Here is an 18,586-nt window from a genome sequence, read left to right as displayed (position 1 = left end):
ATGGGCGATGGTTGTATCAGGTTTTCGCTGGCGACAGCGTGCCCGCCGCGGCGCGCCGGGTCTCGATGTTGAAGGTCGCGCCGGCGGTCAGGATGTGGACCTGCAGGCCGAGCATGCAGACCGGGGAATCGCCGCCGACCTGGGCCATCGACGAGAACTGCAGGTCGTTGGCATCGATGACCGTGACCGTGCCGCTGCCCTCGACTTCGATGCCGCCGTCGGGGCCGATGAAGGCCGCGGTGTCCTCGTCGACGCCGAGGCCAATCGCGAACGGGTTGTAGGCCAGCGCCGCGAGCAGGCGGCCGACCCGGTCGCGCTGGCGAAAATGCTGGTCGATGACGACGCGGTTGGTCAGGCCGAGGCCCGGCGCCAGGCGCACGCTGTCGGCGCGCGGCGCACCGCTGTCGCCATCGCCGCCGGCGATCATGTGCTCGCACAGGATGCCGGCGCCGGCGCTGGTGCCGCCGACGGGCGTGCCCGACGCGTTCGCCGCGCGGATCGCCTGTGCGACCGGCGTGCCGCCGAGGATCGTCGACAGCCGCAGCTGGTTCCCGCCGGTGATGAAAATGCCGTCGGCGGCCTCGATCGCGGCGACGCGACTCGGTTCCTGCGCATCGCGGCGGGTGTCGAAATCGAGCACCGTGACCTCGCCCGCGCCCATCGCCAGGAACAGTTCCTCGTAGCGCTCGCCGGTCTCGACCAGGCGGCTCGCGGTCGGGATCACGACGAGCTTCGCGCCCTCGCCGCCGCAGATCGCGAGGAACCGCCGCAGGATCTTCGCGCCGCGTTCCTTGTCCTCGGCGCCGCCGATGGGGACGATCCAGCCGCGCTGGGCGCCTTCGGGGGTCTTGCTGGGCATGCGGGCGCTTCCTCGACCGGTCGACGACCGGAAAAACAGGGCGGCACCGTAGCACGCGGCACCGCGGGTGGATGTGGGCTCAGGCGGCCAGTGCGCGCGTCGCCGCGACGAAGGCCTGCAGGCGTCGCATCGCCTCGCCCTCGTCGATCGCCGCGCGCGCGCGGACCACGCCATCGGCGATCGATTCGGCGACGCCGGCGACGTACAGCGCGGCGCCGGCGTTCAGCGTCACGATGTCGCGCGGCAGACCGCCGGTGCCCGACAACGCCTCGAGCACCATCGCCTTCGACTCGGCGGCATCCGCCACCCGCAGGTTGCGGCTGGCGGCCATCGCGATGCCGAAATCCTCGGGATGGATCTCGTATTCGCGGACCTCGCCGTCGCGCAGCTCGCCGACCAGGGTGCCGGCGCCGAGCGAGATCTCGTCCATGCCGTCGCGCCCCCAGACCACCAGCGCGCGCTCGGCGCCGAGTTCGCGCAGCACGCGCACCTGGATGCCGACAAGGTCGGGATGGAACACGCCCATCAGGATGTTCGGCGCGCCGGCCGGATTGGTCAGCGGCCCGAGGATGTTGAAGATCGTGCGCACGCCCATCTCGCGGCGCACCGGCGCGACCGCCTTCATCGCCGGATGGTGGACCGGCGCGTACATGAAGCCGATGCCGGTCTGCGCGATGCAGCGCGCGACCTGGTCGGGCTGCAGTTCGATGTGCGCCTCGAGCGCTTCGAGCACGTCGGCGCTGCCCGACTTCGACGACACGCTGCGGTTGCCGTGCTTGGCGACCTTCGCCCCGGCCGCGGCCACGACGAACATGCTGGCGGTGGAGATGTTGAAGGTGTGCGCGCCATCGCCGCCGGTACCGACGATGTCGACCAGATGCGCGCGATCGGCGTCGGCGACGGGCACGGGCAGCGCGAACTCGCGCATGACCTGGGCCGCACCGGCGATCTCGTCGACGGTCTCCTTCTTGACCCGCAGACCGGACAGGATCGCCGCGGTCATCAACGGCGACACCTCGCCGCGCATGATCTGGCGCATCAGCTCGACCATCTCGTCGCGGAAGATCTCGCGGTGCTCGATGGTGCGTTGCAGGGCTTCGTGGGGCGTGATGGGCATGGCGTGGCTCTGGATTCGTGATTCGTGATGACCGGACGTTCGTCCGTTGAAAGCCATTGATTCGTGATTCGTGAAACGTCTCGTTTCGTTCCCGTCGTTCCCGCGAACGGGCCGATCCAAGAACGCGCGCTTCGGGTCTGGCCACGCGAACCGAGGAAAGGCGTCGCTGGATGACCGGACATTCGGCTGTGGAACGCCCCGCTTTCACGGGACGGACTGCCGAAGCCTCAACGCTCCAGGAAGTTCTTCAACAGCGCGTGCCCGTGCTCGGTGAGGATCGACTCGGGATGGAACTGCACGCCTTCGACCGGATGCGTGCGATGCCGCAGGCCCATGATCTCCTCGCGGCTGCCGTCGTCGTGCTCGGTCCACGCCGTGACTTCGAGGCAGTCCGGCAGCGAAGCCTGCTCGACCACCAGCGAGTGGTAGCGCGTGGCCTCGTACCCGTCCGGCAGACCGGCGAACACGCCCGTGCCTGCGTGGCGGATCGCCGACGTCTTGCCGTGCATGATCCGGCCGGCGCGGACCACCCTGCCGCCGTAGGCCTGGCCGATGCCCTGGTGGCCGAGGCACACGCCGAGGATCGGCGTCGTCGCGCCGAGCCGCTCGATCACCTCCAGCGACACGCCGGCCTCGTTCGGCGTACACGGCCCCGGCGAGATCACGATGCGCTCGGGTGCGAGCCTGGCGATCTCGTCGACGGTCAGCGCATCGTTGCGCTCCACCCGCACCTCGGCGCCCAGCGTCTGCAGGTACTGCACGAGGTTCCAGGTGAAGCTGTCGTAGTTGTCGAGCATCAACAGCATGGGGAGGTTCCGCGATCGCTTGCGTAGGGAAAGAAGGAAACACAGTCGAGCCGCGCTTTTGATGCGCCGCGCCGGTCACGCAGGCGGCGTCCCGGGCAGCTCGTCGACGTGCTCACAGGCCCTTGGCCGCTTCGGCGACCGCGCGGAACAGCGCGCGTCCCTTGTTCATCGTCTCGTCCCATTCCTTGCCGGGATCGGAGTCGTGGACGATGCCGGCGCCGGCCTGCACGTAGAGGCGGCCGTCCTGGATCACCGCGGTGCGGATCGCGATCGCGGTATCGGCGTCGCCGTGCCAGCCGAGCCAGCCGACCGCGCCGGAATAGACGTTGCGCTTGACCGGCTCGAGGCTGCGGATGATCTCCAGCGCGCGCACCTTGGGCGCGCCACTGACGGTGCCCGCGGGAAACGTCGCGCGCAGCACGTCGGCGTAGCTCAGGCCCTCCTTCAGCCGGCCGGTGACCTCGCTGACGATGTGCATGACGTGGCTGTAGCGCTCGATGACGAAGCGCTCGCCGACCTCGACGGTGCCCGGCGCCGACACGTGGCCGACGTCGTTGCGGCCCAGGTCGATCAGCATCAGGTGTTCGGCGCGTTCCTTGGGATCGGCCAGCAGTTCGGCCTCGAGCGCGAGATCCTCGGCCGGCGTCGCGCCGCGCGGGCGGGTGCCGGCGATCGGACGCACCGTGACCTCGCCGCCGCCGTCGCCGGTGTGCTGGAGCCGCACGAGGATCTCCGGCGACGAACCCACGACCTGGGTGCCGCCGACATCGAGGAAGTACATGTAGGGCGAGGGATTGAGTGCGCGCAGCGCCCGGTAGACATCGACCGGCCGCGCGTGGAACGGCACCGACATGCGCTGCGACAGCACGACCTGGAAGGCGTCGCCGGCGGCGATGAACTCCTTGGTGGTCGCGACGGCATCGATGAAGCCTTCGCGGGTGAAACCGGACACGAAGTCGGACTCGTCAAGCGCGGCGGGCTGCAGGGTTTCCGGATAGCCCGTGCCGCCCTGGCGCAGGCGATGCGTGAGCGCATCGAGCCGGCGGTTGGCGCGCGCCAGCGCCTGCGGCTCGCGGGGATCGGCGTGCACGATCAGGTACAGGCGGCCCTTGAGGTTGTCGAACACCGCGACTTCCTCGCTGCGCATCAGCAGGATGTCGGGCGTGCCGAGTTCGTCGCGGACGTCGGCGCGCACGCCGTCGCGCAAGCGCGGTTCGATGTACTCGATGCACTCGAAACCGAACCAGCCGACCAGGCCGCCGGTGAAGGCCGGCAGACCGTCGATCTGCGGCACCCGGTGTTCGCTGCGCAGGCGTTCGACTTCGGCGAAGGGATCGGCGACCTCGCGCGTCTCCAGGGTCTCGCCGTGTTCGCTGACCGTCAGCGTGTGGCCGTCGAAGGCGTACACCCGCGAGGCCGGCAGGCCGATGATGGAATGGCGGCCGAAGCGTTCACCGCCCTCCACCGATTCGAACAGGTAGGTGTGCGGGCCGTCGGCGAGTTTCAGGTAGACCGAGAGCGGCGTGTCGAGGTCGGACAGCACCTCGCGGACCACGGGGACGCGGGTGTAGCCGTCAGTGGCGTAGCGCTGGAAGTCGGGTTGCGGGATCACGCGGCATTTCCTTCGAAAGCAGGCAGACAGGGGCGAGTGCAGCCGAGGGCCACCATCGCCAGCCGGTGCCGGCGGAACGGAAATGCAGGGGTGCGGTCGCGCGCATGGCGGCTACTGTAGCGGCTCGCCGGCGATTGCGCGACCGCAGCATCAGGCGTCGACGGCGACCGGCGTGGCCGACAGCAGCACGCAGCCGGCCGGCAGGTGCATGCGCAGCCGCGCCGGGACGCAGCGGATCTCGAAACGGCGCGACGTCACCGGCTCGCCGTCGAGGTTGAGCGTCATCGGTGCCGCCGCGTCGATCGTCACCGCCGGCAGTCGCGTGCGCACCGCGACCTGGTCGAGGGCGGCGACCTTGCCTTCGGTCAGGGCGGTGCGCAGGGTGGCGACCAGCTCGCCTTCGAGTTCGCGCACGACGGTGATGTCGAGCAGGCCGTCGTCGATCAGCGCATCCGGGCACAACGCCTGCCCGCCCCCAGCCTGGCGTCCGTTGCCGACCCCCAGCGCGATGAAACCGCCGTCCCATTCGAAGCCGTCGCCGGTGATGCGCGCCTGGATCGGCTCGATCGTGCCGATCCGCGACAGGCCGGTGATGAAGTAGGCCAGCCCGCCGAGCACCTTCTTCAGGCCTTCGTGGGTCTCGACGGTGACCTGGGTGCCGAAGCCGCCGGTGCCGAGATTCACGCACCAGTGCACGCCGTCGTCGGACGCGACGCGGATCAGATCGACCGGCACCGGCGCGCGCGCCGCGAGGAGCTCCAGCGCCGGCAGCGGTTCGTCGGGAAGGCCCGCGGCCGTCGCGAAGTCGTTGGCGGTGCCCAGCGGCAGCAGGCCCAGCGACGGCAGCGCCTGCGCTTCGGCGGCATGCGCGGCGAGCGCCGCGGCGACTTCCTTCAGGGTGCCGTCGCCGCCGCCGGCGATGAGGACATCGACGCCCTCCGTGACCGCGACGTCGACATGCCGCGCGGCATCGCCAGATTCCCAGGTCACGCGCACGTCGACGGTGCGGCCCTGCGCGCGCAGCGCATGCACCGCCTCGCGCACGTCGTCGTCGCCCGCGGACTTGCCGTTGAGGATCAGACGCCAGTGGGGCTGCGACATGGGGGCGGAAGGCTGCGGGGGACGGCGCGCAGCGTATCCGACGCGCGGCGCGCCGTCGTTAACCGGTCCTCACGGGCTGCAGCCTGCCTGTCACCACCGTGTCATCGACGGGGCGGAGCATCGAAGGCCATACCAGGGACGACGGGCGGAGGCAGGATCAGCCTCCAATATTCCAGGGCGCCTTCCGCATGCGGGAGGCGCCTTTTTTTGTGTGCCTTTTCGACCGCAACGTGGGGCCTCACGACGCGCGCCTCGCGAGGAAGGCGTTTCCACCTCACGGCGCCAAGCGTGGCGGCCCGGGTAGCGACGCCTGTACGAGCGCGTCGTCCGCGCCGCGACCGGGCGCGCTGCCGCAGCTGCCCTTAGACGAGGGCGCGTGCAGCGAGGACGACGCCATCCTCGTCCGCGGCCAGCCACATGCCGGGACGGATCACGAGGCCGGCGATTTCGACCGGCACGTCGCGCACGCCCTGGTCGCGCTTGTCGCTCTTCAGCGGGCAGGTGCCCAGCGCCTTGACGCCCAGCGCCAGTGCGCCGACGGTCTCGCTGTCGCGGATCGCGCCGTGGACCAGCACGCCGGCCCAGCCGTTGGCGACGGCCTGCGCGGCCAGCATGTCGCCGAGCAGTGCGCGGCGGGTGGAGCCGCCCCCGTCGACGACCAGCACCCGCCCCTCGCCGGCTTCGGCAAGCGCCTCGCGGACGCGCGAATTGTCGTCCAGCGTCATGACCGTGCTGACGAGGCCGGCGAAGGCGAGTTGCCCGCCGAAATCGCTGAGCGGCAGATCGAGCACCTGCAGCTCGTCGGCGAATGCGTCGCAGAGGTCGCAGGTCTTCATGCGCGCAGCCCGGTCGCACGCGCGATCTCGGCGCGCATCGCGTCGACCACCGCGCGGTAGTCCGGCTTGCCGAAGATCGCCGAGCCGGCGACGAAGGTGTCGGCGCCCGCGGCGGCGATCTCGCCGATGTTGTCGGGCTTCACGCCGCCGTCGATCTCCAGCCGGACCGGCCGGCCGCTGGCGTCGATGCGCGCGCGCACCTGGCGCAGCTTGTCGAGCGTCGAGGGGATGAAGGCCTGGCCGCCGAAGCCGGGGTTGACCGACATCAGCAGCACCATGTCGAGCTCGTCGAGCACGTAGTCGAGCACCTCGAGCGGCGTCGCCGGGTTCAGCACCAGGCCCGCCTGGCAGCCTTCGGCCTTGATCAGCTGGATCGTCCGGTGCACGTGGCGGCTGGCTTCGGGGTGGAAGCTGATCAGGGTGGCACCGGCCTTCGCGAAATCGGGCACCAGCCGGTCGACCGGTTCGACCATCAGGTGCACGTCGATCGGCGCGGTCACGCCGTGCTTGCGCAGCGCCTCGCAGACCAGCGGACCGATCGTCAGGTTCGGTACGTAATGGTTGTCCATGACGTCGAAATGCACCCAGTCGGTGCCGGCGGCGAGGACGTTGTCGACCTCTTCGCCGAGCCTGGCGAAGTTGGCGGAGAGGATCGAAGGCGCGATGACGGGCGGCTGCATGGCGGGTCCAGAAGGGGCGGAAACGGTCGTCGCGACCGCGGCGCCATTCTAGGGGATCGGCTCCGGGGCAGGCCCCGCGAGGCGTCGTCGCGCCGGCCGCCGGGGCGCGCTGCATGAATCGTGTCCGCCCATTCATTCATCTCGCTGACGCGCGCATGCATCTGGCTCACGAACGCCTGCGTATCCCTTGCGTCGCGTCCGAGACCGACGCACTTCCCCCGGCCCATTCCGGAACACCGGCGCCCCGTTTGCCGGCCCCCTTCAAGGAGAGACACCATGCGCAAGACCACCCTCGCCGCGTCCACCGGCGCCGCCCTGCTCGCATTCGCGATCGCCCCCGCGTTCGCGCAGTCCAGCGACACCTGGACCGGCGGCTACCTCGGCCTGTACGGCGGCGTCGTCGACAGCCCGGAAGACAACAGCAGCGACCGCTTCGTGTTCGACACCGATCTGGACCGCAGCTACACCGACACCGTCCGCACGGCCGCCGACGCCGATGCGTTCTCGCCGGGCTTCTGCAACGGCGCGGCCCAGGGCGCGACGCCGGCCGGCGGTTGCACCGAGAACAAGGGCGGCGCCGATTACGGCGTGCGCGGCGGTTACGACTGGCAGATGGGCAGCTGGGTGTTCGGCGTCGTCGGCGAATACGGCGCGAACGACGTCCGCGACGCCGTCAGCGCCTTCAGCACCACGCCGGCCTACTACACGATGTTCCGCAAGGTCGATCGCGTCGCGGCGCTGCGCCTGCGCTCGGGCTATGCCTTCGGCGCCGACTCGGCGAACCTCGTCTATCTGACCGGCGGCATGGCGCACGCCAAGATCGACAACGAATTCACCACGAGCAACGGCGCGAACTCGTTCACCAGCAATGGCGACACGAGCGGCTTCGGCTGGCAGGCCGGCGTCGGTTACGAGCGCAAGCTGGGCGAGAACGTCTCGGTCGGTCTGGAATACCTGTTCACGAGCCTCGAAGCGGACGACCAGCGCGTGCGCACCGGCCCCGGCACCGCGCCGGCGACCAACCCCTTCCTGATCGTCAACCCGACCGGCACGGACATGCGCCGCAGCGACAAGGACTTCGACTACGGCGCCGCGCGCGCCACGGTCAACTGGCGCTTCTGATCCATCGCGCCCGCGTGATCGCGTGACCTGGAAGCCGGCGCAAGCCGGCTTCTTTTTGGTCCGGATTCCGGCGGCACGATCGGAAGGAATGCACGCCGCGCGCGCCGGTTCGTCCCGGCATCGCGGCATCGCTGAGGTTGCGGAGGTCGTGGTCGAAAGGCAGACACGCGGCTGCGGAGCTCACCGCTGCACGACGCGTGGTGGCATGCGCCCAGCCGGACACGGGCCTGATACGCCCGTCGTCGCTCAGCGGCGGCGGCGCTTGCCGCCGTCCTTGTTCCGCTTCAGGCGGTCGTAGGCGGCATTGATCTCGGCGGCGCGGGCCTCGGCCTGCTGGCGCAGTTCGGGCGCGGCGCCGGCGACCTTGTCGGGGTGGTACTGCGAGATCAGCCGCCGGTAGGCCTGGTCGATCTCGCCCTCGGTCGCGCCCGGTGCGAGCCCCAGCACCTGGTAGGACTTGTCGCGCCTGGGCGCGAGCCAGCCGGCGTCGAAGGCATGGCCGATGACCAGCCCGATCACGCCACCGGCGGGATGGCGCATCAGCAGCCATCCTGCGATGAACCCCAGCAGTTTTCCGTACCATCGATGCATGGCGCGCAGTGTAGGGGGTGGACCCGCCACCGGCACGCATTATCTGGCGGGCTGCGCGGCGCGCCGGACCCCGCCTGCAACGCCCCCGCAATGCCACTACACTTGCCGGCCGTTTGCGCGCGCCTTTCGGATCCCACCGTGTCCACGACCCTGCTCGAAGCGACCCTGCCCGGCCTGCATCTGCGCCATCGCGGCAAGGTGCGCGATGTGTTCGATCTCACCGACGCCCAGCTGCCCGCCAGCGCACGCGGCCAGGGCGACCATCTGCTGATCGTCGCGACCGACCGGCTCAGCGCGTTCGACGTGGTGCTGCCCGACCCGATCCCGGGCAAGGGCGAGATGCTGTGCCAGATCAGCAATTTCTGGTTCGAGAAGACCGAAGCGCTGATGCCCAACCATCTGACCGGCATCGACGTCGCCGACGTGTTGCCGGCCGGGGTCGATCCGGCCCTGTACGCGCAGCGCGCGGTGGTGACGAGGAAGCTCAAGCCGGTGCCGGTCGAGGCGATCGCGCGCGGCTACCTGATCGGCAGCGGCTGGAAGGACTACCAGCGCACCGGTCGCGTCAGCGGCATCGCGCTGCCCGGCGGCCTGCGCCAGGGCGAACAGCTGCCGCAGCCGATCTTCACCCCGTCGACGAAGGCCGCGGTCGGCGACCACGACGAGAACATCGACTTCGACACGATGGTCCACAGCATCGGCGCCGATCTCGCCGAGCAGGTCCGCGATGCGACGCTGCGGCTGTACGCGTTCGCGGCGGCTCACGCGGCGGAGCGCGGCATCATCCTGGCCGACACCAAGTTCGAGTTCGGCACCGACGCCGATGGCCGGCTCTACGTCATGGACGAGATGCTGACCCCGGATTCGTCGCGCTACTGGCCGGCGGACGCCTACGAGGTGGGCACCAGCCCGCCGAGCTACGACAAGCAGATCGTCCGCGACTATCTGGAAACGCTCGACTGGAACAAGACCGCGCCCGGTCCGGCGCTGCCGCCGGAAGTCATCGAGCGCACCCGCGCGCGCTACGCCGAAGCGCTGCGCAAGCTGGCGGACATCGCCATCGACTGAGCGCGACCGCGGGTTCGGCGCGGCGTGCGCACCGCACGCGTCTACGCGCAAGGCCCGTTCGCGGGCCTGTGGACAGGCCGGGTTCACCGCACGCTGGATTAGCATCGCGCCTCCCACCCCAGGAGCTGCGCAATGCACGTGGCCTACCTCTATCTCGGCCTGGCGATCGTCGCCGAAGTCGTCGCGACCAGTGCGCTGAAAGCCTCCGACGGCTTCAGCCGGCTGGGCCCGTCGGTGCTGGTCGTCGTCGGCTACGCCGTCGCCTTCTACTGCCTGTCGCTGGTGATGCGCAGCGTGCCGATCGGCATCGCCTACGCGATCTGGTCCGGCGTCGGCGTCACCCTGATCACGCTGATCGGGTGGCTCGTGTTCAAGCAGCCGCTGGACCTGCCGGCGGTGCTGGGCATCGGCATGATCGTCGGCGGGGTGCTGGTTTTGCAGCTATTCTCCAAGGCCGCCGCGCACTGATCCCGGGAGGACGGATGGACGCGACCCACGAGCCCGAGCACGCGCGATCGATCGACCGCTGGTTCGCCCGCTATTCGGCCGATCATCGCAACGACACCAACCAGTGGATCCACGTCGTCGCGGTGCCGGCGATCCTGTGGACGGTCATCGCGCTGCTGTGGTGCATTCCCACCGGCACGATCTTCAAGCCCGGCATCTGGGCGGGTCTGGCGATGTTCGCCGCGTGGCGCTTCTACCAGCACGCGTCGCGACCGCTGGGCTTCGGCATGCTCGCGGTGTTCCTGCTGCTGGGCGTCGCGACCTGGGCGCTGCACCAGTGGCTGGGCACGCGCCAGCTGCTGATCGTGGCGATCAGCGTGTTCGTCGTCGCGTGGATCGCGCAGTTCGTCGGCCACAAGATCGAAGGCCAGAAGCCGAGCTTCCTGACCGATCTGGTCTATCTGCTGATCGGCCCGGCCTGGGTCCTGTCGAAGCTCTACCGGCGGCTCGGCTGGCGTTACTGAGCGACGCGGCGCGCGTGCCGGCGCGGCTGCCGCCGTGCCCGCGTGCCCGCGTGCCATGCTTGCGCGCCCGCCCCCAGGGATCGCCCGTGTCGCCCCGTGATCTTGTCCTCGTCTTCGTCGTCTGCATCGCCTGGGCGCTGAACTTCCTCGTCTCGGCGCACGCGCTGCGCGAGATCCCGCCCTTCCTGTTCACCGCGTTGCGCTTCGCGCTGCTGGCGCTGCCGCTGGTGTGGCTGCTGCGGCCGCCCGCGCCCGGCCAGTGGCCGCGGCTGATCGCGGTCTGCCTGTGCATCGGCGTGCTGCACTTCGGCCTGAGCTTCCTCGCGCTGCGGCTGTCGAGCGACCTCTCGTCGCCGGCGATCGTCATGCAGAGCTACATCCCGATGACCGCCCTGCTGGCGTGGCTCGTGCTGGGCGAACGGTTCGCCTGGCGCACCGGCCTGGCGATCGCGGTGAGCTTCGGCGGCGTGCTGGTGCTGGGCTTCGATCCGGTCGTGCTGGCCAATCCCGTCGCGTTGCTGACGATGCTGGCCTCGGCGCTGCTGCTGGCGATCGGCACCGTGCTGATGAAGCCGCTCGGCGGCGTCGACGTCTGGAACATGCAGGGCTGGACCGCAGTGATCGCGGTGCTGCCGCTGCTGGTCCTGAGCCTGGTGTTCGAGCCGGGCGGCATCGCGCAGCTGCGGGAGGCGAGCTGGATCGGCTGGAGCGGCGCGGTCTACGCGGCGTTCGTGTCGTCGCTGCTCGGTCACGGCCTGTACTACGTGCTGGTGCGGCGCTACCCGGTCGCGATGCTGACGCCGTGGCTGCTGCTGGTGCCGGTGCTCGCGGTCGGCCTCGGCATCGCGTTCTGGGGCGATCGCCCGGGGCCGCGGCTGTACATCGGCGGGGCGATGGTGCTCGGCGGCGTGCTGGCGATCGCCCTGCGCGCGCTGCGCAAGTCACGGCGGCTGGTCGAGAATCCGATGGCGGGCCCGTGAGCGGCGCTCAGCCGGCGGCGAACATGCCGGCGTCGGGCACGAACGCGCGCGGCGCGTAGCCGAACGCCTCGCGCGCCGGGGCGACATCGAACACCAGGTCCTCGCGCATGCGCGCGACCGCGCCGGGCGGCAGGCCCCGCAGGCGGCCGCTCGCCCGGGCCAGCGCGTACGCGCCGGCGAACACCGGCGACGGCACCACGACCAGACGCGGCGGCGGCGCGAGCACGGCGAGCGTGCGCGCTACCATCGCGCGGTAGGTCAGGGTCTCGCCGCCGGCCAGGGCGAAGTCGCGGTCCATCGCCGCGTCGGCATCGACCGCGGCCAGCGCCGCGCCGGCGAGATCCTCGACGTGCACCGGCTGCCGGCGCCCGACCGCATCGCCCGGCAGCACGAAGAAGCCGGTGCGGCGGGCGAGCTGCACGATGCGGCTGAGGTTGCGGTCGCGGCCGCTGCCGTAGACCAGCGTCGGCCGCAGCAGGGTGGCCGCGGCCCCGCGCGCGCGCGCCGCGGCGAGCACGCGATCGGCGGATGCGCGCAGCCTGGCGGCGAGTTCGCGCTCGCCGGGATCGGTCGCGTCGCGCTTGGTCGCGTCGCTGGTCGACCCGAACGCGACGACCCGCGGGCACGCGATCGACGCCGCCGCATACCAGTGCGAGAACAGGTCCAGCGGGCCGCAGCTGAAGACCGCATCGCAGCGCGCGGGCAATGCGGGCAGCGCGGCGAACTCGCCAGGCAGCCAGCGCAGGCCGGACTGGGCGGGTCGCGGCGCGCGCGACAGTGCATCGACCTGCCAGCCGGACGCCTGCAACCGGGCGATCAGCGCCGCGCCGATCGCCCCGCTGCCACCGAACACCAGCGCATGCCGGCTCAAACGGATCCTCCGCACACGTCGCGGCAGGTGCCTTCAGAACGTGCGCGCACTAATACGTATCGACTCGACATGGGACACAGCATACCCAGCCGGCGCGACGCAACGTCCACATTCATCGGGTAAACTGCCCGGCCCTTGCGTGACCGTCGGCGCCTGCCGACACACCTCCACAAGGAGCCCGATGCTCGAACTTCTGTTGGCCCTGCCCTTCGTGCTGGCCCTGGTCATTGCGCTGTCGCGCAACGCCTCCCGCCGCACCATCGCCGTGCTCGCCGGTCTCGCACCGTTGCTGGGCCTGGCGATCCTGGCACTGTTGGCCGGCAGCGTGTTCGATGGCGAGATCGTCCGGGCGAGCTACGCATGGATTCCCGAAGCCGGGCTGGATTTCAGCCTGCGCGTCGACGGCCTCGCCTGGACGTTCGGCCTGCTGGTGCTCGGCATCGGCGGCCTGGTCGTGCTGTACGGGCATTACTACCTGTCGGCGAAGGACAGTCCGCGGCGCTTCTTCACCTATCTGATGCTCTTCATGGGCGCGATGGTCGGCATGGTCACTGCCGGCAACCTGCTGCTGCTCGCCGTGTTCTGGGAACTGACGTCGATCAGCTCCTTCCTGCTGATCGGCTTCTGGTCGCACCGCCAGGATGCGCGCCAGGGCGCGCGCATGGCGCTGACGATCACCGGCATGGGCGGCCTGGCCCTGCTCGGCGGCGTGTTGCTGCTCGGCCGCATCGTCGGCAGCTACGACCTCGACGTGGTGCTGGCCTCCGGCGACCTGATCCGCGGCAGCCATCTGTATCCGTGGGCGCTGGGCCTGGTGCTGCTGGGCATCTTCACCAAGAGCGCGCAGTTCCCGTTCCACTTCTGGCTGCCGCACGCGATGGCCGCACCGACGCCGGTCTCGGCCTACCTGCATTCGGCGACGATGGTGAAGGCCGGCGTGTTCCTGCTGGCGCGCCTGCATCCGGCGCTGGCCGGCACCGACCTGTTCTTCTTCGTCGTCAGCGGCGTGGGCGCGACCACCCTGCTGGTCGGCGCGTGGTTCGCGATCTTCCAGCACGACCTCAAGGGCCTGCTGGCGTATTCGACGATCTCGCATCTCGGCCTGATCACGCTGCTGTTCGGTTTGTCGACCGACATGGCCGTCGTCGCGGCGCTGTTCCACATCCTCAACCACGCGACGTTCAAGGCCTCGCTGTTCATGGCCGCCGGCATCATCGACCACGAGACCGGCACCCGCGACATGCGCCGGCTCGGCAACCTCCGGCGCACCATGCCGATGACCAGCGCGCTGGCGATCGTCGCGTCGCTGGCGATGGCCGGCATTCCGCTGCTCAACGGCTTCCTGTCGAAGGAGATGTTCTTCGCCGAGGCGCTGGAGATCGGCGGCCACGGCACGATGCGTCTGATCATCAGCATCGCGGCGCTGCTGGCCGGCGTGTTCGGCATCGCCTACAGCCTGCGCTTCGTCCACGACACCTTCTTCGGCAAGGGACCGCGCGCGCTCGACGTGGTGCCGCACGAGCCGCCGCGCTGGATGCGCATCCCGGTCGGCGTGCTGGCGATCCTGTGCGTCATCGTCGGCATGATCCCGGCGCTGACGATCGGCCCGCTGCTGCACACGATGGTGCGCGGCACGCTGGGCGACGCGGCGCCGGAATTCAGCCTGTCGGTCTGGCACGGCTTCAACCTGCCGCTGATGATGAGCATCGCCAGCCTCGTGTTCGGCGTGGCGCTGTACTTCGGCCTGCGCCGGCTGCTGGATTTCCATGCGGTGGCGACGCGCTCGATCGGCCGCAACGTATTCCACGTCAATGTCGAGGCGCTGTTCGCGCTGGCCCGCCGCTTCACCGAACGGGTCGCCAACGGCAGCCTGCAGCGCAGCCTGTTCGGCCTGCTGGTGGTCGGCGTGCTGGTCGCGGGCTTCCCGCTGATCGGCCAGTGGACCGCGCTGCTGACCGAGGCCGGTCCGCCGCAGCCGATGGCGCCGATGGGCTGGATCCTGTGGGCGTTGCTCATCGCGGCGACGGTCGGCACGGTCGTCGTCCACGGCAAGCGGCTGACCGCGCTGATCGTCATCGGCGGCGTCGGCCTCGCGGTCAGCCTGGTGTTCGTCTACCTGTCGGCGCCGGATCTCGCGCTGACCCAGCTGCTGGTCGAGATGGTGACGATCGCGCTGATGATGATGGCGCTGAACTACCTGCCCAAGCAGTCCAAGGTCTCGCGCCGGCCGCTGCGCAAGCTGCGCGACGGCGCGATCTCGATCGTCGCCGGCGGCGGTCTCGCCTGCCTGGCCTACGCGATGATGATGGCGCCGCCCGACACCATCGCCAGCGAGCTGCTGGTGCGCTCGTTGCCCGAAGCCTATGGACGCAACGTCGTCAACGTCACCCTCGTCGACTTCCGCGGCTTCGACACCTTCGGCGAGATCACGGTGTTCGGCGTCGCCGCGCTCGTCGTGCACGCGCTGCTGCGCTGGGCGCGGCTGCAGCCCGACGAGGTGATGCCCGGTCCGCCGGTGCAGCTGCCGATCGCCGCCGACCTGACCCAGCTGCTGTTCCCGCTGGCGCTGACGGTGTCGATCTACCTGTTCCTGCGCGGCCACAACGCGCCCGGCGGGGGTTTCATCGCCGGCCTCGTGTTCGCGGTGCCGGTGCTGGTGAAGTACGTGCTGCAGGGCGCGCGCGCGGTCGAGGCGACGTTCGGTTTCGACTACATCCGCGGCATCGCCATCGGCCTGCTGCTGGCGGTGCTCGGCGGCGTCGGTTCGTGGTGGTTCGGCGTGCCGTTCATGACCAGCGGCCACATCGATCTGGAGCTGCCGCTGATCGGCCTGCTGCCGATCGCGAGCGCGCTGGTCTTCGACACCGGCGTCTACGTGGTGGTCTTCGCCGGCACGCTGCTGATGCTGTCGACGATGGGCACCGTCAAGCATCGACAGGCCGACAAGGAGGCACGCTGATGGAATTCGCAATCGCCAGTGCCATCGGCGTGCTCACCGCCTCGGGCGTGTACCTGCTGCTGCGCGCGCGCACCTTCGACGTGATCCTCGGCCTGACGCTGCTGTCGTACGCGACCAACGTGCTGATCTTCTCGTCCGGTCGTCCGGTCGTCGGCAAGCCGCCGGTGCTGCGCGACGGCGTCGCGCAGACGCTCGCCAACTACTCCGACCCCGTGCCGCAGGCGCTGGCGCTGACCGCGATCGTCATCGCCTTTGCGATGACCGCCGTGGCCGTTGTCGTGGCGATGCGCGAACACGCCGACCTGCGCACCGACCACGTCGACGGCGAAGAGCCCGACGACCAGCGCCGGGGGCCGCGATGAACCATCTGACCGTCGCGCCGGTGCTCGTGCCCATCGTCACGGGCGCGCTGCTGCTGCTGCTCGAGCGCAAGCACCGGGTGTCGGTGCAGCGGGCGTGGGCGTGGATCGGCATGGCCGCGCTGCTGGTCACCAGCATCGCGTTGCTGCTGCAGGTCCAGCGCGAGGGCATCCTCGTCTACCTGCTCGGCGACTGGCCGGCGCGGCTGGGCATCGCGCTGATGGTCGACCGGCTGTCGGCGATGATGGTGCTGACCACGACCCTGCTGGCGATCCCCTGCCTGCTCTACGCCTGCGCCGGCTGGGACAAGCGCGCGCTGCATTTCCACGCGCTGTTCCAGATGCAGCTGGCCGGGCTCAACGGCGCGTTCCTGACCGGCGACCTGTTCAACCTGTTCGTGTTCTTCGAAGTGATGCTGATCGCGTCCTACGGCCTGCTGCTCAGCGGCGGCCGCGGCGCGCGCATCAAGGCGGGCATGCACTACGTGGTGTTCAACGTCGTCGCCTCGACCGTGTTCCTGCTGGCGCTGGGCCTGCTCTACGGCATGCTCGGCACCCTGAACATGGCGGAGATGGCGACGCGGATCGCCGCCGCGCCGCCCGAGCACGTGCTGCTGCTGCGCGCCGGCGCCGGCCTGCTGCTGCTGGTGTTCTGCGCCAAGGCCGCGCTGCTGCCGCTGTACCTCTGGCTGCCCGAGGCCTATGCACGGGCGCCGGCTGCGGTCGCGGCGCTGTTCACCATCATGACCAAGGTCGGCCTGTACGCGGTGCTGCGCGTCTACACGCTGCTGTTCGGCGCCGATGCGGGCCCGCTGGAAAACCTCGCCTGGGACTGGCTGCTGCCGCTCGGCGCGGCGACGATGGTGCTGGCGGCGCTGGGCGTGCTCGGCGCGCCGCGGCTGCGGATCTCGGTCGCGTATCTCGTGCTGCTGTCGGCGGGCATGCTGTTCGTTGCGTTCTCGCTCGGCAATGCGGGTGCGATTTCCGCCGGCCTGTACTATCTGCCGCATTCGGTGTTCGTCACCGCGGCGATGTTCCTGCTGGCCGACGTCATCCAGCGCCATCGCGGCAATACCGGCGACTACCTGGTGCCGATCGCCGCGATGCCGGCCAAGACGGTGCCGGCGATCCTGTTCCTGGTCGCCGCGGTGTCGGTCAGCGGCCTGCCGCCGCTGTCGGGCTTCATCGGCAAGCTGCAGCTGCTCAATGCGGTGCCCGAGGCGGTCATCGCCTGGGTGTGGCCCGCGATCCTCGGCGCCAGCCTGGTGATCGTGATCGGCCTGTCGCGCATCGGCACGCGCCTGTTCTGGCGGATCGACGCCGATACCGATGGCGTGCCGGCACCGCCGGTGCGTCGCGCCGAGCTCGCCGCGACGCTGCTGCTGCTCGCCTACGGCATCGCGATGACGGTCGCCGCGGGCCCGATCCTGCGTTACACCAATGCGGCAGCCGAACAGCTGCTGTCCACCGGCGACTACGTGCGACACCTGCGCGATGCGCCGTCCGTGATCCGGGAGCCCGCGCCATGAAGCGACGCCTGCTACCGTCGATCCCGCAGAGCCTGACGGTCTTCGCGTTCTGGCTGCTGATGGCCGAGGACTACGGCCCGGGCACCATCCTGATGGGCCTGCTGCTGGGCTGGACGATGCCGATGCTCGCGGCGCGGCTGGAACGCGAGTTCGCCCAGCTCGGGCGCCTGCGCGGCCTGTGGCGCCTGATGGGCCGGCTGCTGTGGGACATCGTCATCGCCAACATCACCGTCGCCCGCCAGGTGCTGGGGCGCGAATCGAAACTGCAGTCGCGCTTCGTCTGGATTCCGCTGGACCTGACCAACATCCACGGCATCTCCGCGCTGGCCAGCGTGATCACGCTGACGCCGGGTACGGTGTCGGCGGAGCTGTCGGAGGACCGCCGACACCTGCTGGTGCACTGCCTGAACACCGACGACCCGGACGCACTGATCGCCGAGATCAAGTCGCGTTACGAGGCGCCGCTGCGCGAGGTTTTCCCATGATCGACTACACCATCATCGGCGGCATGCACGCGGTCGGCCTGGCGATGCTGCTGGCGCTGTACCGCCTGCTGCGCGGCCCGACCGCACCCGACCGCATCCTCGCGCTGGACACGCTCTACGTCAGCGCGATCGCGCAGCTGGTGCTGTTCGGCATGCTGCTCGACACCGAGATCTATTTCGAAGCCGCCCTGGTGATCGCGATGCTCGGCTTCGTCGGCACCGTGGTGCTGAGCAAGTACGTCATGCGCCGGGACATCGTCGAATGAACATCGTCGTCCAGATCCTGATCGTCGCGCTGCTGGTTTTCGGCTGCTTCTTCACCCTGCTGGGCGGGCTGGCGACCGCGAAGCTGTCGGACTTCTTCCGCCGCATCCACGGCCCGTCGAAGTCGAGCACGCTCGGCGTCGGCTGCATCCTGTTCGCGTCGATCATCTACCACTGGGTCAACGGCAGCGGCGTGCATCCGCGCGAACTGCTGGTCACCGTGTTCCTGTTCCTGACCGCGCCGATCAGCGCGCACCTGATGTCGCGCGCGGCGCTGTCGCTGATGGAGGACCGGCCGCCGCATCCCGACCACACGCCGGATGCGGAATCGAAGATTGTCGACCGGCAGGACCCCGCGCCAGACGACCGCGGCTGA

The 18,586-nt window shown here is 70.0% G+C and carries 20 protein-coding genes; 11 read left to right on the top strand and 9 right to left on the bottom strand.

Annotated features, from left to right (window positions below; translation table 11 throughout):
- Positions 1 to 16: 16 nt before the first annotated feature.
- From CJ022_RS05245 to rpe, 7 genes are all read right to left on the bottom strand, one after another.
- Positions 17 to 859 (bottom strand): cyanophycinase, encoded by an 843-nt coding sequence (locus tag CJ022_RS05245; RefSeq protein ID WP_101925626.1) that lies wholly within the window; start codon positions 857 to 859, stop codon positions 17 to 19.
- Positions 860 to 938: 79 nt separating this feature from the next.
- Positions 939 to 1,976 (bottom strand): anthranilate phosphoribosyltransferase, encoded by a 1,038-nt coding sequence (gene trpD / locus CJ022_RS05240; protein WP_101925625.1) that lies wholly within the window; start codon positions 1,974 to 1,976, stop codon positions 939 to 941.
- Positions 1,977 to 2,203: 227 nt separating this feature from the next.
- Complete coding sequence (locus CJ022_RS05235) at positions 2,204 to 2,782, bottom strand: anthranilate synthase component II (RefSeq protein WP_101925624.1); 579 nt, start codon at positions 2,780 to 2,782, stop codon at positions 2,204 to 2,206.
- 112 nt (positions 2,783 to 2,894) lie between these two features.
- Positions 2,895 to 4,394 carry an anthranilate synthase component I gene (gene trpE / locus CJ022_RS05230; RefSeq protein ID WP_101925623.1) on the bottom strand — a complete coding sequence of 500 codons (1,500 nt, stop codon included), beginning with the start codon at positions 4,392 to 4,394 and terminating at the stop codon, positions 2,895 to 2,897.
- A gap of 150 nt (positions 4,395 to 4,544) precedes the next feature.
- Positions 4,545 to 5,495 carry a lipid kinase YegS gene (gene yegS, locus CJ022_RS05225; protein ID WP_101925622.1) on the bottom strand — a complete coding sequence of 317 codons (951 nt, stop codon included), beginning with the start codon at positions 5,493 to 5,495 and terminating at the stop codon, positions 4,545 to 4,547.
- Between the two features lie 362 nt (positions 5,496 to 5,857).
- A complete protein-coding gene (rraA, locus tag CJ022_RS05220) occupies positions 5,858 to 6,331 on the bottom strand; it encodes a ribonuclease E activity regulator RraA (RefSeq protein WP_101925621.1) in 474 nt (157 codons plus the stop codon).
- Complete coding sequence (gene rpe / locus CJ022_RS05215) at positions 6,328 to 7,011, bottom strand: ribulose-phosphate 3-epimerase (RefSeq protein ID WP_101925620.1); 684 nt, start codon at positions 7,009 to 7,011, stop codon at positions 6,328 to 6,330. The genes rraA and rpe overlap by 4 nt, the downstream gene beginning before the upstream one ends.
- 276 nt (positions 7,012 to 7,287) lie before the next feature.
- Between rpe and CJ022_RS05210 the strand changes: the two genes are divergently transcribed.
- Positions 7,288 to 8,133, top strand: a complete 846-nt coding sequence (locus CJ022_RS05210) for an outer membrane protein (RefSeq protein ID WP_101925619.1) — start codon at positions 7,288 to 7,290, stop codon at positions 8,131 to 8,133.
- Between the two features lie 246 nt (positions 8,134 to 8,379).
- On the opposite strand, the gene CJ022_RS05205 is transcribed toward CJ022_RS05210, so the two are convergent.
- Positions 8,380 to 8,724: a J domain-containing protein gene (locus CJ022_RS05205; protein ID WP_101925618.1), complete on the bottom strand. Its 345-nt coding sequence runs from the start codon at positions 8,722 to 8,724 to the stop codon at positions 8,380 to 8,382.
- Positions 8,725 to 8,862: 138 nt separating this feature from the next.
- Here CJ022_RS05205 and CJ022_RS05200 point away from each other — a divergent pair, with 138 nt between their 5' ends.
- From CJ022_RS05200 to CJ022_RS05185, 4 genes are all read left to right on the top strand, one after another.
- The gene (locus tag CJ022_RS05200) at positions 8,863 to 9,792 is read left to right on the top strand and encodes a phosphoribosylaminoimidazolesuccinocarboxamide synthase (protein ID WP_101925617.1); all 930 of its coding nucleotides are present in this window, start codon (positions 8,863 to 8,865) and stop codon (positions 9,790 to 9,792) included.
- Positions 9,793 to 9,924: 132 nt separating this feature from the next.
- Positions 9,925 to 10,260 carry an SMR family transporter gene (locus tag CJ022_RS05195; protein WP_101925616.1) on the top strand — a complete coding sequence of 112 codons (336 nt, stop codon included), beginning with the start codon at positions 9,925 to 9,927 and terminating at the stop codon, positions 10,258 to 10,260.
- Between the two features lie 14 nt (positions 10,261 to 10,274).
- Complete coding sequence (locus CJ022_RS05190) at positions 10,275 to 10,763, top strand: Mpo1 family 2-hydroxy fatty acid dioxygenase (protein ID WP_101925615.1); 489 nt, start codon at positions 10,275 to 10,277, stop codon at positions 10,761 to 10,763.
- Positions 10,764 to 10,849: 86 nt separating this feature from the next.
- Positions 10,850 to 11,743, top strand: a complete 894-nt coding sequence (locus CJ022_RS05185) for a DMT family transporter (RefSeq protein ID WP_158238353.1) — start codon at positions 10,850 to 10,852, stop codon at positions 11,741 to 11,743.
- A 7-nt stretch (positions 11,744 to 11,750) separates the two neighbouring features.
- Here CJ022_RS05185 and CJ022_RS05180 read toward each other — a convergent pair whose 3' ends face one another.
- The gene (locus tag CJ022_RS05180; protein WP_143703896.1) at positions 11,751 to 12,620 is read right to left on the bottom strand and encodes an NAD-dependent epimerase/dehydratase family protein; all 870 of its coding nucleotides are present in this window, start codon (positions 12,618 to 12,620) and stop codon (positions 11,751 to 11,753) included.
- 175 nt (positions 12,621 to 12,795) lie between these two features.
- On the opposite strand from CJ022_RS05180, the gene CJ022_RS05175 reads away from it, so the two are divergent.
- From CJ022_RS05175 to CJ022_RS05150, 6 genes are read left to right on the top strand one after another with little or no spacing between them, the layout of a single operon-like run.
- Positions 12,796 to 15,573: a monovalent cation/H+ antiporter subunit A gene (locus CJ022_RS05175; RefSeq protein ID WP_101925612.1), complete on the top strand. Its 2,778-nt coding sequence runs from the start codon at positions 12,796 to 12,798 to the stop codon at positions 15,571 to 15,573.
- Positions 15,573 to 15,935, top strand: coding sequence for a Na+/H+ antiporter subunit C (locus CJ022_RS05170; RefSeq protein WP_101925611.1), 363 nt, complete (start codon positions 15,573 to 15,575; stop codon positions 15,933 to 15,935). The genes CJ022_RS05175 and CJ022_RS05170 overlap by 1 nt, the downstream gene beginning before the upstream one ends.
- Positions 15,932 to 17,461, top strand: a complete 1,530-nt coding sequence (locus CJ022_RS05165; RefSeq protein ID WP_101925610.1) for a monovalent cation/H+ antiporter subunit D — start codon at positions 15,932 to 15,934, stop codon at positions 17,459 to 17,461. The genes CJ022_RS05170 and CJ022_RS05165 overlap by 4 nt, the downstream gene beginning before the upstream one ends.
- Complete coding sequence (locus CJ022_RS05160; protein ID WP_101925609.1) at positions 17,458 to 17,946, top strand: Na+/H+ antiporter subunit E; 489 nt, start codon at positions 17,458 to 17,460, stop codon at positions 17,944 to 17,946. Before CJ022_RS05165 ends, CJ022_RS05160 begins: the two co-directional genes overlap by 4 nt.
- Entirely contained in the window at positions 17,943 to 18,212 is a 270-nt protein-coding gene (locus CJ022_RS05155) for a K+/H+ antiporter subunit F (protein ID WP_101925608.1), read from the top strand. Before CJ022_RS05160 ends, CJ022_RS05155 begins: the two co-directional genes overlap by 4 nt.
- A complete protein-coding gene (locus CJ022_RS05150) occupies positions 18,209 to 18,586 on the top strand; it encodes a Na+/H+ antiporter subunit G (RefSeq protein ID WP_101925607.1) in 378 nt (125 codons plus the stop codon). Before CJ022_RS05155 ends, CJ022_RS05150 begins: the two co-directional genes overlap by 4 nt.

The organism is Luteimonas rhizosphaerae, assembly GCF_002849595.1.
GTDB lineage: Bacteria > Pseudomonadota > Gammaproteobacteria > Xanthomonadales > Xanthomonadaceae > Luteimonas > Luteimonas cellulosilyticus.
This window is presented reverse-complemented; position numbering and strand designations above follow the sequence as displayed.

Bases quoted from the DNA above. Each gene is read 5' to 3' on its own strand.
- CJ022_RS05155 (WP_101925608.1), top strand. From the start codon at position 17,943: ATGATCGACTACACCATCATCGGCGGCATGCACGCGGTCGGCCTGGCG.
- yegS (WP_101925622.1), bottom strand. From the start codon at position 5,495: ATGTCGCAGCCCCACTGGCGTCTGATCCTCAACGGCAAGTCCGCGGGC.
- CJ022_RS05195 (WP_101925616.1), top strand. From the start codon at position 9,925: ATGCACGTGGCCTACCTCTATCTCGGCCTGGCGATCGTCGCCGAAGTC.
- rpe (WP_101925620.1), bottom strand. From the start codon at position 7,011: ATGCAGCCGCCCGTCATCGCGCCTTCGATCCTCTCCGCCAACTTCGCC.
- CJ022_RS05235 (WP_101925624.1), bottom strand. From the start codon at position 2,782: ATGCTGTTGATGCTCGACAACTACGACAGCTTCACCTGGAACCTCGTG.
- CJ022_RS05150 (WP_101925607.1), top strand. From the start codon at position 18,209: ATGAACATCGTCGTCCAGATCCTGATCGTCGCGCTGCTGGTTTTCGGC.
- rraA (WP_101925621.1), bottom strand. From the start codon at position 6,331: ATGAAGACCTGCGACCTCTGCGACGCATTCGCCGACGAGCTGCAGGTG.
- CJ022_RS05170 (WP_101925611.1), top strand. From the start codon at position 15,573: ATGGAATTCGCAATCGCCAGTGCCATCGGCGTGCTCACCGCCTCGGGC.
- CJ022_RS05190 (WP_101925615.1), top strand. From the start codon at position 10,275: ATGGACGCGACCCACGAGCCCGAGCACGCGCGATCGATCGACCGCTGG.
- trpD (WP_101925625.1), bottom strand. From the start codon at position 1,976: ATGCCCATCACGCCCCACGAAGCCCTGCAACGCACCATCGAGCACCGC.
- CJ022_RS05160 (WP_101925609.1), top strand. From the start codon at position 17,458: ATGAAGCGACGCCTGCTACCGTCGATCCCGCAGAGCCTGACGGTCTTC.
- CJ022_RS05205 (WP_101925618.1), bottom strand. From the start codon at position 8,724: ATGCATCGATGGTACGGAAAACTGCTGGGGTTCATCGCAGGATGGCTG.
- CJ022_RS05175 (WP_101925612.1), top strand. From the start codon at position 12,796: ATGCTCGAACTTCTGTTGGCCCTGCCCTTCGTGCTGGCCCTGGTCATT.
- CJ022_RS05245 (WP_101925626.1), bottom strand. From the start codon at position 859: ATGCCCAGCAAGACCCCCGAAGGCGCCCAGCGCGGCTGGATCGTCCCC.
- CJ022_RS05165 (WP_101925610.1), top strand. From the start codon at position 15,932: ATGAACCATCTGACCGTCGCGCCGGTGCTCGTGCCCATCGTCACGGGC.
- CJ022_RS05210 (WP_101925619.1), top strand. From the start codon at position 7,288: ATGCGCAAGACCACCCTCGCCGCGTCCACCGGCGCCGCCCTGCTCGCA.